Annotated in this window: 12 protein-coding genes, 1 riboswitch and 1 other annotated feature; of the genes, 8 read left to right on the top strand and 4 right to left on the bottom strand. The window is 40.3% G+C overall.

The features are described from left to right. Window positions 1-16 precede the first annotated feature (16 nt). Both PT287_RS04845 and cls read left to right on the top strand, forming a co-directional pair. Window positions 17-949 carry an alpha/beta hydrolase gene (locus PT287_RS04845; RefSeq protein ID WP_277133078.1) on the top strand — a complete coding sequence of 311 codons (933 nt, stop codon included), beginning with the start codon at window positions 17-19 and terminating at the stop codon, window positions 947-949. A gap of 25 nt (window positions 950-974) precedes the next feature. Next, the gene (gene cls, locus PT287_RS04840) at window positions 975-2,432 is read left to right on the top strand and encodes a cardiolipin synthase (protein ID WP_277133077.1); all 1,458 of its coding nucleotides are present in this window, start codon (window positions 975-977) and stop codon (window positions 2,430-2,432) included. 73 nt (window positions 2,433-2,505) lie between these two features. On the opposite strand, the gene PT287_RS04835 is transcribed toward cls, so the two are convergent. Next, entirely contained in the window at window positions 2,506-2,991 is a 486-nt protein-coding gene (locus PT287_RS04835) for a hypothetical protein (RefSeq protein WP_277133074.1), read from the bottom strand. 123 nt (window positions 2,992-3,114) lie between these two features. Next, window positions 3,115-3,356 (top strand) — a binding site (T-box leader). A gap of 56 nt (window positions 3,357-3,412) precedes the next feature. Between PT287_RS04835 and asnA the strand changes: the two genes are divergently transcribed. Next, on the top strand, window positions 3,413-4,426 hold the full coding sequence (asnA, locus tag PT287_RS04830) for an aspartate--ammonia ligase (protein ID WP_277133072.1): 1,014 nt from the start codon (window positions 3,413-3,415) through the stop codon (window positions 4,424-4,426). Between the two features lie 923 nt (window positions 4,427-5,349). On the opposite strand, the gene PT287_RS04825 is transcribed toward asnA, so the two are convergent. Beyond that, the gene (locus PT287_RS04825; RefSeq protein ID WP_277133070.1) at window positions 5,350-5,634 is read right to left on the bottom strand and encodes a type II toxin-antitoxin system RelB/DinJ family antitoxin; all 285 of its coding nucleotides are present in this window, start codon (window positions 5,632-5,634) and stop codon (window positions 5,350-5,352) included. Window positions 5,635-6,014: 380 nt separating this feature from the next. Between PT287_RS04825 and PT287_RS04820 the strand changes: the two genes are divergently transcribed. The 3 genes from PT287_RS04820 to PT287_RS04810 are packed head-to-tail and all read left to right on the top strand — an operon-like array spanning window position 6,015 to window position 7,990. Continuing rightward, entirely contained in the window at window positions 6,015-6,719 is a 705-nt protein-coding gene (locus PT287_RS04820) for an NAD-dependent protein deacylase (RefSeq protein WP_277133069.1), read from the top strand. After that, window positions 6,719-7,210, top strand: a complete 492-nt coding sequence (locus PT287_RS04815) for a methylated-DNA--[protein]-cysteine S-methyltransferase (RefSeq protein WP_277133068.1) — start codon at window positions 6,719-6,721, stop codon at window positions 7,208-7,210. The genes PT287_RS04820 and PT287_RS04815 overlap by 1 nt, the downstream gene beginning before the upstream one ends. After that, entirely contained in the window at window positions 7,211-7,990 is a 780-nt protein-coding gene (locus PT287_RS04810; RefSeq protein ID WP_277133067.1) for a TerC family protein, read from the top strand. It begins immediately after the preceding gene. Here PT287_RS04810 and PT287_RS04805 read toward each other — a convergent pair. After that, window positions 7,985-8,344, bottom strand: coding sequence for a DUF488 family protein (locus tag PT287_RS04805; RefSeq protein ID WP_277133065.1), 360 nt, complete (start codon window positions 8,342-8,344; stop codon window positions 7,985-7,987). The two genes, PT287_RS04810 and PT287_RS04805, sit on opposite strands and share 6 nt — an antisense overlap. 43 nt (window positions 8,345-8,387) lie before the next feature. On the opposite strand from PT287_RS04805, the gene PT287_RS04800 reads away from it, so the two are divergent. Both PT287_RS04800 and PT287_RS04795 read left to right on the top strand, forming a co-directional pair. Next, on the top strand, window positions 8,388-9,020 hold the full coding sequence (locus PT287_RS04800; RefSeq protein WP_277133063.1) for a DNA-3-methyladenine glycosylase: 633 nt from the start codon (window positions 8,388-8,390) through the stop codon (window positions 9,018-9,020). A gap of 99 nt (window positions 9,021-9,119) precedes the next feature. Next, entirely contained in the window at window positions 9,120-10,340 is a 1,221-nt protein-coding gene (locus tag PT287_RS04795; protein ID WP_277133062.1) for an MFS transporter, read from the top strand. Between the two features lie 66 nt (window positions 10,341-10,406). Here PT287_RS04795 and PT287_RS04790 read toward each other — a convergent pair whose 3' ends face one another. Then, complete coding sequence (locus PT287_RS04790; RefSeq protein ID WP_277133060.1) at window positions 10,407-10,826, bottom strand: pyridoxamine 5'-phosphate oxidase family protein; 420 nt, start codon at window positions 10,824-10,826, stop codon at window positions 10,407-10,409. A 193-nt stretch (window positions 10,827-11,019) separates the two neighbouring features. After that, window positions 11,020-11,198, top strand: a riboswitch (Lysine riboswitch). The last annotated feature ends 57 nt before the right edge of the window (window positions 11,199-11,255 follow it).

Below are 11,255 nucleotides of genomic sequence, written 5' to 3'. Positions count from 1 at the left end.
TTTAAAGGTGAGCGTAATGTTCTTCAATACCAAAAAATATAAGGAAGAAGCGGAAAAAAACCGCAAACACAATCTATCTGAAGAACCTAGTAGGTTTAATATGCTCTCTTTGGCGATTTTAGCCAGCATTGCACTGACTAGACCTCTGCTACATCTGCACAAAAAGCACGTCGATGATAATGCCGTGATTGAAGAAAAACTCGGCGACTTTAAACAAGTACCCGTGCTTTACTTTCACGGCTTTCGCGGCGGCGACTACACAACTAACGTCATGATTAAGCAGGCTCTAAAAGATAAGGATAACCCTAAATATCTCAAGGTGACAATTGATTTGTTAGGTAATTTTAAACTCGAGGGCACTTGGACCGGCGACTTAAACCCAATTGTTCAAGTGGTCTTTCGGCAGCGGCTAATCGGCGTGTACGCGATTGACTATTATCTGCGAATGCTACTGCCCTTTTTAGCACAAAAATTTCACTTTAAAAATTACATGGCTGTCGCGCATTCACTCGCCTGCCCATGTGTTGTCCGCACCGAGATGCGCACCTGCCGCAAGAAGAATTTCCCGCGGCTGACCAAGTGCGCCTTTATTGCCGGGCCTTTCGACGGTGTAACTTACATGGGGGACATCCCGAACGTTAACGGTCTTAATGCCAACGGCCGCCCCAATGTAATTAACCCACATTACATTTACCTGCTGCTCAGACGCAAGCGGTTCAACCCCGACATTTCCGTTTTAAACATTTATGGTAACGTCCTTGACAACACTAACAGCGACAAGTTTATTTCCGTTATTTCTGCTAAAAGCATTCGCTACATTCTGGCACCCGGTGCCCATTCATACCACGAAGTTGAAATCCGTGGGCAAAAATACGCCGAGCACAGCTGGATGCATGATAATCCGTTCGTTATCAAAATTGTCGATAAATTTATCGGCCTAACACAGTAACTTTTTATTATTCTGGAGGATTTCCGTGAGTCTACTTCGTGACATTGCGCGTATCATCATTATTGCCAACACTATTCTTGCCTTCTACATCGTCTTTCACAGACGACGGTCGGTTTCTACAACCTGGGCATGGCTAATTATCCTGCTTGTTTTCCCCGTAATCGGGATGACTCTGTATGGCTTTTTTGGTCGTGGAATTTCACAAGAAAATATTTTTGCCATTAATAAACAGCACCACATCGGACTGCGCAACGTGCAAAAGTCAATTACTAAAGCTCCTAAAAAGATTAGCTCATCTGATACTTCTAATAAGGCCAAGATGGTCGTTCACTTCTTCGACCGGCAAGGCGAATCACCATTAAGTAAGAACAATCAGGTCAAGCTCTATACTGACGGACAACCAATGTTTGCCGACATGATTCAGGATATTAAAAATGCCCGCGAAACCATTAACGTAGAATTTTATACCTTTTATAACGATGATATTGGCAATGAAATTTTGAATTTATTAATTAAAAAGGCTTGCGAGGGCGTTTGCGTCCGTGTCCTTTATGATGCTTGGGGATCAATGGGGGCAACCAAGTCATGGTTCAACCAATTATGCCAAGTCGGCGGGCAAGTATTGCCCTTCGTCACATCGCGCAACATGATTACGCGGTACCGGATTAATTACCACCTGCACCGCAAGATTGTAGTTATCGATGGTAAAATCTCGTGGACCGGCGGGTTTAACATCGGTGATCAATATTTAGGCCGAAAAAAGAAGTTTGGCTATTGGCGCGACAGTCAGGTTCGCATTGTCGGTTCGGCTTCACTCTTACTTCAGGAACGTTTTGTCATGGATTGGAATGCTTCAATTCAAAAAGATAGCCAACTGATTACCTTCAACCACCTTCTCTTTCCTGACTTAGATGAGAATGAAATCCATCCTGGCGATATTGCCACGCAGATTGTCTCCGATGGTCCAGACCATTACAACGCCAACATGCGTAACGGTGTTATGAAGTTAATGTCGCAAGCCAAAACACGGCTTTGGCTGCAAACACCTTACCTTATCCCTGATGATGCCATGTTCGCGACCCTGCAGACAGTTGCCATGTCAGGCGTTGATTTGCGAATTATGATTCCGTGCAAGCCAGACCACCCCTTCATTTATCGGGCAACGCAGTGGTACGCAAACGAATTATCGCGTTACGGCGTCAAAATTTACATCTACAATCACGGCTTTATTCACGCCAAGACAATTGTGGTTGATGACGACGTTTCAACTGTCGGCTCAATGAACCAAGATTACCGTTCTTATGACCTTAATTTTGAGGACATTGCGATTTTTTATGATAAAAACTTTACTAGCAAAATTGCCCATGCCTTTGAAGAAGACATGAAACAGTCAACTCTGCTTTCACCAGAGATGATCGCTAAACAAGGCCGCTGGCTGCGGACCCTGCAGAGCTTTTCGCGGATGCTATCCCCAATTTTATAATTAAAAAAATAAACTTTTACATTTATCTGTAAAAGCTTAACTCTAAAAGTCATGCCTTAGTGCGTGGCTTTTTTTATAAAATATCTTGCACTTCAATCTGAACATTGTGGCCAATGCGCTTTTTCAAAACAGTAATAATTTGCGTCACTTCTTTAGAAAAGCGCAGGTAATATTGTTGGTGCTTCTTCGTCATCAAAATACAAATTACCATTTTCTTCTTGAGTTTCGGCACCTTAATCAAAGTTACCATGACAATATCTTTATAGGCAATTGTCCGCCTAAAATAACCCGACACCACTGCCCTTTTCGGTGCTAAACCGGAAAAGCCATCAATAATTCCCATTAATAAAAAGATGGCGAGAAACATGCTCAAGCCCGGGTCGCTCTTTTCCAAAAATTCCCACGCAAAACCAGCCCAAATAATTAGCACAGTCCAAACAATTGATGAAGTCCGATAATGTCCCTTTAAGTCAATACTAGCTTGCCAAAACCAACTGTAGCAGCTGTAACCAAGCAGTATTGCATCCAAAAGAAAATATAAAAATGTCGAATTTGCCATAAAAATTCTCCTCGCTATTATTCTTTATTATTATAACAGAGTAGCTTAATTTCGATAGTCATCGTGAATATAATTAATTTTTGCTTGCAATTTTATTAAAAAGAGTGTTAAATATCATTTAACATAAATGCAATGACAAAGACGAGTAAATAATTTATCTCTACTCAGTGAGGTGCAGCTAGTGCAAATGCGCCAGACCCTGAATTATCGAAAAACCCTTTTAGCAGCGCACTGAAATTTTAGAAGAGTAAGTTGCGTCGTCCCCAGTACGTTACCACGCTGGTGAAGCATGTTAGTGCTTCATGAGTTGGCTCAAGCTTTGAGCAATTTAGGTGGTACCGCGGAAAAAGCCTTTCGTCCTATTGAATTATCAATCGGACAAAGGGCTTTTTTCTTTGACCCAATTTTGGAGGTAACTACCATGACTTTGATTTTACCAGAAAAATATCAGCCAACTTTAACAATTAGAGATACCGAAGCAGCAATCGTGTTTATTCGGGAGCGATTCCAAGACATTTTAGCGCAAAAGCTCAACTTGCAACGGATGTCGGCACCAATGTTTGTCGAAAAAGACACGGGACTAAACGACAACTTAAACGGTGTGGAACGTCCCGTCGCCTTTGATGCCAAAGACATGCCTAAGGACGATACAATTGAGATTGTCCACTCACTTGCCAAATGGAAACGCATGGCGCTTAAGAAGTATGGCTTCCGGATGCACGAAGGACTCTACACAAATATGAACGCCATCCGCCGCGACGAGGAAATGGATAATTTCCATTCCATCTATGTTGACCAGTGGGACTGGGAAAAGGTCATTAGCAAAGAAGACCGTACTAGCGAAACCCTGGAAATCACCGTCAACAAGATTTTCGCAGCGATTAAACAGATTGAAGCTGAGTGCGCCTCGCGTTACCCGGCTTCTACTTATCGCCTGCCCGACGAGGTCCACTTTATTACCACGCAAGAATTGGAAGACCACTGGCCAGATATCAGCCCAGAGGAACGTGAAAACAAGATTGCCAAGGAAGAAAAGGCCGTCTTTTTAATGAAGATTGGTGATAAATTAAATCGTAGTGGTAAGCCACACGACGGTCGTGCACCAGACTACGATGACTGGCAATTAAACGGCGACCTGATCTTCTGGTATGAGCCACTCAAGCAAAAGTTAGAAATTTCTTCAATGGGGATCCGTGTTAGTCCCGAAAGTTTACACGAGCAACTAACAAAGGCCGGCTGCCTTGACCGTGAACAATTACCGTTCCACCAATTGCTGCTGAAAGGCGAATTGCCTTACTCAATCGGTGGCGGTATTGGCCAATCGCGCCTGTGCATGTTACTACTGGGCAAAGCTCATATTGGCGAAGTTCAAGCCAGCATTTGGCCTAAAGAGATGGTTACGACATGCGCTGAACACGGCATTCCACTATTATAAAATACAAAAAGATCGTTAAGTTTAACTTAGGACTAGCTCCCGATATTTTATCGGAGCTAGTCTTTTGGTTTTGATTCTTTTACAAAAAAATAACCTTAACCATATTGTAACAGTCAGAAATATAGGAAATAAAACTGTTCAGATTATAAACCTTGGATATATGTATAAGAAAAGAAGGAAAAAGACACCTATTATAAATAACATAAATAAATTTATAAACGATAAAACTCTACCTGTCACTATTGAGCCCAATCAAATGATCATTTTTAATATTAATATATCATTCATGCTTTTTTGAACTATTGGATAACCTTCTTTAAATACATTTTCCAAATACAAAAAGCAGCTTAGAAAATCTAAGCTGCTGTGTACACTACTTAAATAGTTTAACTAATTCAGCTAACACACCTTGCAATGCAGTTAACAAATTGGTTGCTTGTCTAAGAAAAATGTAAGCTATGAAGAGTTTAACAACGTTTTTCAGCATCGTGTTCACCTCCTTTAGAAAAGTTGACTAGACTTTTCAGAGTTACACACTAAAAGACGTGCAATAATATTCTAGCATGTTATAATTATCGTATGAAGAGTTTACACGTTTTCAGTGTAAAAAGACGTGCCTGTAAGTTGACTACTTACAACGCGCGGTAGCGATCCCAATGGATCGCTTTTTTTATTGGAATATAAAAAAGCGGGCTTTAAGTCCACCATATCAGCTTTTCTTCTGCTACCAAAGATTTCTTTGACACATAGTTTTAAATTATGTGCCATTTTTGTGTCAAAATTACTTTTACTAACAAAAATAACCTTGAATTACCTGTGCTAAACGTTGATAAATCAAGGTTATTTATAAAAACAGCATTAAAAAATGCTGACTAAAAGACGAAAGATTACCGACTTCAATACTTATACCGACCTCAAGTCGCTTAATTGGTTTCATTTTGCTTCCAACTAATTAATTCTTCATAACTATGTGCTTTCGGCAATTTTTTAGTGCCATCCATATCTGCCTTTATCTCTGCCAACGATGCTTGAACAGTCGCACTAAGTTTGGGAATAATATACTGTTTTGGCAAGCCCTCAATCGCAACTTCAGTTAAACTCATTCTAACAAAATCAGAAATACTCAAACCATGTTTTGCTAGTTCTTTACTGGCCTTGGCTTTAATATTCGGGTCTATTCTTGCTTCAATTCTTGCTGTTTGTGCCACTATAATCACCTCAGTTTAATCGTACCATAATTGTCGTACAAATCTACACTATTCTAAATTTTTCCTCTGGCTCCACTTTTAGTTCCTCTTTATTAAATATTCAAACACCATTTCCATACCCGCATCTTTATTTTAAAAAAGAGTATCATCAAATTGACAGTGAAATAACTTAATAATATTGGTTGGGAGAAATTAAATTTTACACAAAAACATACTAACCTAGTAGTGGAGCAATATTCGCCGGAATATTGATTCACTGCTTTTTATTAACTCCTTAAATTGCAAAACCTCTAATTATGTCACACTAAACTCATTCATCGCAGCCGCAACTTGTAGTAAACTACAGATAGTAAATTAATTTTAAGAAAGGTGCATAACTGATGATTGACCCAAAGCAAATAGCTGAATTAAAACATGACATTGACCAAGCCCAGCACATTACATTTCTAACTGGCGCCGGTGTTTCTACTCATTCCGGCATTCCTGATTACCGTTCCAAAAACGGAATTTACGATGGTGTCTCTGAAAGTCCCGAAACCATTTTAAGTAAAGAAACGCTTTATAACCGGCCCGACTTTTTCTACAAATTTGTCATGGATAACATGTACTTCCCCGATGCCAAGCCGAATGCAATCCACCAAAAGATTGCTGAACTTTGTAACGACAAGGGCGATTTAATTACCCAAAACGTTGACCACCTTGATACAAAGGCTGGCAACCAGCACGTGACCGAATTTCACGGCAGCTTGTATAATATCTACTGCACCAAGTGTCACCAACCTGTTGCCTACACGGAATACGCCAAAAGCTACCGGCATGAGAATTGTGGCGGCATCATTCGTCCTGGTATCGTGCTTTATGGCGAAGCTATCAACGGCGATAACCTATCTAAGTCCGTTAATGCCATGCAAAATTCTGATTTAGTAATTATTTCTGGTACCAGCTTTGTCGTTTATCCGTTTGCCCAGTTGCTGTCTTACCGCCAAAGTGACGCCAAAATTTGGGCAATCAACAAGACTGAAATCCCTGCTGCCGGAATTTCTTCAATTATTGCGGACGCACTGGACGTTTTTGACCAAATTTAATGCTTTATTACGCAAATTTAACCATTGACCATGTGACTTTTCAATTAGTTGCAGATGAAAGCGGTCTTACTTATGTTGGGCAAACAAACGCAGCAACTTTGCCATTAAGGCACTTTTATCCAAGCGAAAAGCCGCTTCCTGATCCGGCAAGACTCACACCTTATGTCCAAGAATTACGGGAATTTTTAACTGGGACTAGGAAAAAGCTCGATGTGCCGCTAAGTATTAGCCAGATAGTCACGCCTTGGCAGCAAAAAGTCCTTGAGCAAGTAAGGCAAATCCCTTATGGTCAGACAATCAGTTATCAAGAGCTAGCCCAAGCGATTGGGCAGCCACAAGCCACTCGAGCAGTAGCTCACGCGGTTGCTCTGAACCCCGTTTTGTTTTTCATCCCGTGTCATCGAATAATTCGCGCTGATGGCACTTATGGTCAATATCGCCTTGGCAATAACTACAAGAAACACCTCATTAATTTAGAAAAGAGTTTTTAGATGTCAATTATTAAAATGTATGCCCCCTTTTTCAGTGCCAGCAATTGGCTGCACGTCTTAACTAGCGGCAAGGATTGGATGGTTATCCTTACCCTGATTTTGATGGAATGCTTGTTGTCCGTTGATAATGCGGTCGTTTTAGCCACACAGACAAAAGTCTTACCTGATAAAAAGCAGCAGGAAAAGTCCTTATTTTATGGTCTTTGGGGCGCATATATTTTCCGTTTTATCGTTATTGGGATCGGAACTTACCTGATTAATTTTTGGGAGATTAAACTAGCCGGCAGCTTCTACCTGTTTTACCTCGCCATCAAGTTTTTCTATGATCAGCGCCACCCGCAAAAAGCCGCCGCAAAAGAAAAAGCCGAAGAAGAAAAGATTTTGGCTCATCAAAAAAAGAAGGGCAAGCATGTCTTGTCCCTCTTCTGGCGCACAGTTATTTCGATTGAAGCAATGGATATTGTCTTTTCAATTGATTCAGTTTTAGCGGCATTGGCCGTTTCCAGCAATCCAGTAGTTGTTCTAATCGGCGGAATGATTGGAATTCTGTGCATGCGGGGCGTAGCCGAAGTCATTATCAGATTGATGGATATTATTCCGGAATTACAACCAATGGCCTACGTCTTAATTGGGATTATCGCACTTAAACTGCTACTTTCGCTGCCGCCATTTAATTATGAACTGCCAAACACGTTGTTTGCAATGATTGTCTTTGGCATTCTTTTACTGACAATCGCCTTTCATTTTTGGCGGATTAGACGCCACGGGCGCAAACTATAAGGACTGCAGCACATATTCTTTGAGTACAACCGCTTGGTTGTGCTCTTTATTTTTTGCACTATATAAAAACAAGACATCTTGCTTAGCCAGCTGCGCTTTTACTAATTCTAAAAATTGCGGCAGCGCCGGATTTTTCTGTAACTGCGCAAGATATTTCTGCTTAAAAGAGACAAACTTCGCATCTTCATGGTTAAACCATTTGCGCAAGTCGCTACTTGGCCCCACTTCTTTTGCCCATTCATCCAAATTAGCCTTAACCTTACTCATCCCGCGTGGCCATAACCGATCAACTAAAATTCGGTAACCAGCAGGTTGTTCATGATTATAAATTCGCACCAATTTAATTTCTGTCATTATTATTTCCCTTTTATTTTCAATATCTTACTAGGAAGAAAAAATGAATTATTCCACATACTTTACTAACAATTCTACTACCGAAATCACCGCTGACCTAATCGGACGACCGTTAACTTACAATAATGGTCAGCACTTAATGGGCGGCTATATCGTTGAAGCCGAAGCCTATTTGGGTGCCCGCGATCGCGCCGCGCATTCTTATGGCAATCGCCGCAGTCCAGCTAATGAAGGCTTGTACCGCACTGGCGGCACCATTTATATTTACAGCCAAAGGCAATATTTTTTCTTTGATGTAGCTACACAAGAACTAGACGAGCCGCAGGGAATTTTGATTAGAGCAATCGAACCAGCATGGGGCATTGAGCAGATGATTACCAATCGCGGCGGTAAAAGTGAGGTTTTACTAACCAATGGCCCCGCTAAAATGATGCAGGCCTTTGGCATTCATGATAAACATTGGAACCTGCACTTTTTAGATGATTCACCATTTAGCATCGACCTAGACAATGCTCACAAAAAGCACGCAGCTAAAATCATTGCTGGGCCGCGAATTGGCATTAATCAATCTGAACCAGAGTGGGCACAAAAGCCTTTGCGTTATTATGTCGCTGGCAATCCCTACGTCTCAAGAATGAAAAAACGTGATTACACAGAAAATCACGGTTGGCAATAAATTTCTGCTTCTTATCAGTATTAAAATATATTTAGTGTTGTTGAATTTTTTCATATTTAGATCATAATAATTACATAATATTTTTTACAGGAGCTAAATATGAAAAAAGTCCGTAATTCTTCCCTCTTACCAATCATGGCATTAATTTCTAACCTGGGTGACTTATCTGTTGGTATTGGCGGTTCAATCTTAATCGCTTCTTTTTCACGGTCGGTAACTGTCAACAGCATCTTCTCAAGCTTAGAATCGTTTGGCATCATTATTCTGACGCTTTTTGTTGGTTCCACAATGGACCGTATCAGTAAGAAGAAGGCCTTACAAATCACCTATCCCTTACTAGGCTTAATCTTACTAATTCCCTTTTTCTTTAATGGCGTTTATTTCATTTATGCCTACATTGCCTGTGACATCGTCATGACTTTTATTGCACTTTTTGCTCAGTCTGCATATAACGGTGCCACCAAGCGCTTCATTCCTGACGAACAAGTTGATATGGTAATTGGTAAGAACACAACTTTCGGCAATATTGGCTTAATTTTAAGTTACTTAGCAATTGGCTGTGCCTATGTTCTGGCTAGCGAGCTTAACGATGGCTCGATTATCTACAAATTTTTATTACTTGTTGGTAGTATTGCCTACCTATTATTTGCGATTCCAACTAGTTTACTAGATGAAAACTACGATCCTAATCTGGTTGGTCATGACCTAGCCACTAATTCAACCTTAGCGCAAGTTAAAAAGATTTATCACCTGATTAAGACCAATACTGGCTTACGCAGCTCAATTATCTTGGCAATTTTCATTAGCTTACTGATGGGTTATTTTAATAGTCTAATGGTCTACCTGTGGAGTAGTGTTGATCCCCAGTATACCAACATTGTCTATTTAATTGTCGATTATGCCATTGGCACCATCTTAGGCAACCTCGTTTTGCGGACCAAATTAAATTTCAAGAAAAGCATGGTGCTCATTACTTTACCCGCACTATGTCTAATTATCTTTGCCGTTAGTCCCAGTGTTTATACTTTAAGCATTTGTATTATTGCCGTCATGCTTAGCTGCATCCCTGTCAGCACATGGATTTCTCGGATTCGAATTAGACGGACTGAAGTTACAATTCAATCTGGCCAAGCAAGCTTTATCACTTTTGGTTCTTCAATTCTTGACGTCTTCTTCGGAACAATTGTTGCCGGTATTTTTGACTTACTTAAAAAGCCGCTTTTACTGCCAGCATTTATTGCAATTATTACCGTCATTGTTTTCCTAATTCTTGGTAAAGACATGACAGCATACGAAAAGACGCCCGTTGTTAAGAATTAAAAATTAGCACACAAAAACACGCTAGGCAATTCTGTCTAGCGTGTTTAAGATTAGCCATTTAATTTATTAGCAGCCGCGGCGTTCTGGTGCACCTTCAACCAGTAAATCACCAGCTTCTGGAACATGTCCTAATTGATAAATTCTTTCAACATCAATTACAACAATGGCAGTACCGTCGCCAAGGCCACCCTTTTCCTTAGCAGTTTTATATTCTGCTGAGCCAGGTTGGTAAACATGAGCTGTACCTTCAAAGCGGTAGCCAGTTCCAGCCGCCTTATTTGATACAGCAACGGCTGCCTTACCAGTAGCCTTTAAGTTTTCATAAGCTGTCTTACTTGTCCATTCAACATAAGCTAAGTGTTCATCATCGTAAACCTTTAATGAGCCCTTAGGACCTACTTGAGGATTACCATCCTTGTCAGCTGTTGCTAAGAAAGGAAATTCGCTTGTTACTAAATCTTGCATTTCTTGTGTTAATTTTGCCATCTATATGACCTCCTAAAAGTCTTACATAACTTTGCTTATATATACACTATAAAGGAGTCACTTACAAAATACAAGTAAGATGCTTACCATTTGATTTTTAAGTCTTAAATTAAATATTATTAAAAATTTTTTAATAATACAGTTGACAATCATCAAAATTTAATTTATTATTTTCATCAAGTTAAATAATTTCCAATGCAATAGAGGTCGCGACAATTACGAACCTAGTCTAAGCACGCGTGATGCAAAGATGATTAGTGTCAAGAATTGCCGCCGAAACCGAAATTTTATCCGTCGTAAGGTTTTGGTTGGGCTGCAGGAACAGATCCTGCAGACTGTCCCAAGTCAATCTTGGGGAGCGCTATATGATTTGTCTAAATATGATTGATTATAACCCTCGTTGTCTTGAAAGATGACGAGGGTTTTTAT

This window comes from Lactobacillus sp. ESL0679, from assembly GCF_029433515.1.
GTDB lineage: Bacteria > Bacillota > Bacilli > Lactobacillales > Lactobacillaceae > Lactobacillus.
Note: the sequence above shows the minus strand (reverse complement) of the source record. Positions and strands in the feature narration are given on the sequence as shown.

Coding starts and splice junctions, on each gene's coding strand:
- PT287_RS04845 (WP_277133078.1), top strand. CDS start 17: ATGTTCTTCAATACCAAAAAATATAAGGAAGAAGCGGAAAAAAACCGC.
- PT287_RS04835 (WP_277133074.1), bottom strand. CDS start 2,991: ATGGCAAATTCGACATTTTTATATTTTCTTTTGGATGCAATACTGCTT.
- asnA (WP_277133072.1), top strand. CDS start 3,413: ATGACTTTGATTTTACCAGAAAAATATCAGCCAACTTTAACAATTAGA.
- PT287_RS04820 (WP_277133069.1), top strand. CDS start 6,015: ATGATTGACCCAAAGCAAATAGCTGAATTAAAACATGACATTGACCAA.
- PT287_RS04815 (WP_277133068.1), top strand. CDS start 6,719: ATGCTTTATTACGCAAATTTAACCATTGACCATGTGACTTTTCAATTA.
- PT287_RS04810 (WP_277133067.1), top strand. CDS start 7,211: ATGTCAATTATTAAAATGTATGCCCCCTTTTTCAGTGCCAGCAATTGG.
- PT287_RS04805 (WP_277133065.1), bottom strand. CDS start 8,344: ATGACAGAAATTAAATTGGTGCGAATTTATAATCATGAACAACCTGCT.
- PT287_RS04800 (WP_277133063.1), top strand. CDS start 8,388: ATGAATTATTCCACATACTTTACTAACAATTCTACTACCGAAATCACC.
- PT287_RS04795 (WP_277133062.1), top strand. CDS start 9,120: ATGAAAAAAGTCCGTAATTCTTCCCTCTTACCAATCATGGCATTAATT.
- PT287_RS04790 (WP_277133060.1), bottom strand. CDS start 10,826: ATGGCAAAATTAACACAAGAAATGCAAGATTTAGTAACAAGCGAATTT.